This window comes from Nonomuraea sp. NPDC003214 (genome assembly GCF_053590035.1).
The window spans coordinates 1-1281 of record NZ_JBSFSX010000050.1 but is presented as its reverse complement, the minus strand read 5'-3'; the positions used below and the strand labels follow the sequence as shown (position 1 = coordinate 1281).

2 protein-coding genes are annotated in these 1281 nt (G+C 69.9%); both read left to right on the top strand.

All coding sequences use genetic code 11. From position 1 onward, the window contains the following. Nucleotides 1-72: 72 nt before the first annotated feature. Nucleotides 73-372 (top strand): transposase, encoded by a 300-nt coding sequence (locus tag ACWDXC_RS45260; RefSeq protein ID WP_219520095.1) that lies wholly within the window; start codon nt 73-75, stop codon nt 370-372. Next, nucleotides 369-1241, top strand: a complete 873-nt coding sequence (locus ACWDXC_RS45255; RefSeq protein WP_219520093.1) for an IS3 family transposase — start codon at nt 369-371, stop codon at nt 1239-1241. The genes ACWDXC_RS45260 and ACWDXC_RS45255 overlap by 4 nt, the downstream gene beginning before the upstream one ends. Nucleotides 1242-1281 lie beyond the last annotated feature (40 nt).

The window sequence follows — 1281 nt, the reverse complement described above, 5'->3', positions numbered from 1 at the left end:
TGGGCTTGATCCGGTTTGACGGACATCCGAGATCAGGGGTTCGTCCCCGGAAGGATGTCCATGATGGAGAGCATGGGGAAGAAGAAGCCGCGTCCTCGCCGCTCGTTCACGCCCGAGTTCAAGGCCGAGATCGTCGAGCTGTGCCAGCGGGGCGACCGATCGATCCGTGAGGTGGCTCAGGACTTCGATCTGACCGAGACGGCGGTGCGCCAATGGGTGCGCCAGGCTGAGGTCGACGAGGGGCAGCGGGATGGGCTGACCAGCAGTGAGCGGGAGGAGCTGGCGGCGCTGCGGCGGGAGAACCGGCGGCTGCGCGAGGACATCGATGTCCTGAAGCGGGCGACGGCTTTCTTCGTGAGGGAGACCCGGTGAGCGTGCACCCGTTCATCGAGGCGGAGAAGCAGGGCGGTCACAGCGTCAAGCGGGCGTGTGAGCTGCTGGGAGTCTCCCGTGCCGCCTTCTACGCGCGCCGCACCGCCGTCCCTGGGCCGCGTGCGATGCGCGATGCCGAGCTGGCCGGGCAGATCGCCGAGGTGCACGCGCGCTCACGAGGCAGTTACGGCGCGCCGCGGGTGCACGCGCAACTGCGGCGGGACGGGCAGCGGTGCGGCCGGCGGAGGGTGGCCCGGCTGATGCGCCTCCTGGGCCTGGCCGGCCGGTATCGGCGCCGCCGGCAGGTCACCACCATCCCCGACCCGCACGCGAGCATGCGGCCGGACCTGATCGAGCGCGACTTCACGCCGGACCCGACCGGACTCGATAGGCGCTGGTGCGGCGATATCACCTACGTGCCGACCGAGGAGGGCTGGCTGTATCTGGCCACCGTGATCGACATCGCCTCGCGCCGGGTGGTCGGCTGGGCGACGGCCGATCATTTGCGCACCGGCCTGGTCGCCGAGGCTCTGCAGCAGGCCTGCGCCCGCCGCCGCCCGAGCGGGCCGGTGACTTTCCACTCCGATCGCGGCTGTCAATATACGAGCGCCGCCTACGCGCAACTGGCCGGGCGGCTCGGCGTGCGGTTGTCGGTCGGACGGACCGGTCAGTGCTGGGACAACGCGCTGGCCGAGTCGTTCTTCGCCACACTCAAGGGCGAACTTCTCGATCAGCGGTCCTGGCCTACCCGCGCCGCGGCCCGCAGCGCGATCTTCGAGTTCATCGAGGGCTGGTACAACCTGCACCGCCTGCACAGCAGCCTGGGCTACCGTAGCCCCGCCGACTACGAGGCAGTCGCAGCGGCCTGACCACCACAACGATGGTGTCCGTCGGAGCGGAGCAAGCTCA

Coding starts and splice junctions, on each gene's coding strand:
- ACWDXC_RS45260 (WP_219520095.1), top strand. CDS start 73: ATGGGGAAGAAGAAGCCGCGTCCTCGCCGCTCGTTCACGCCCGAGTTC.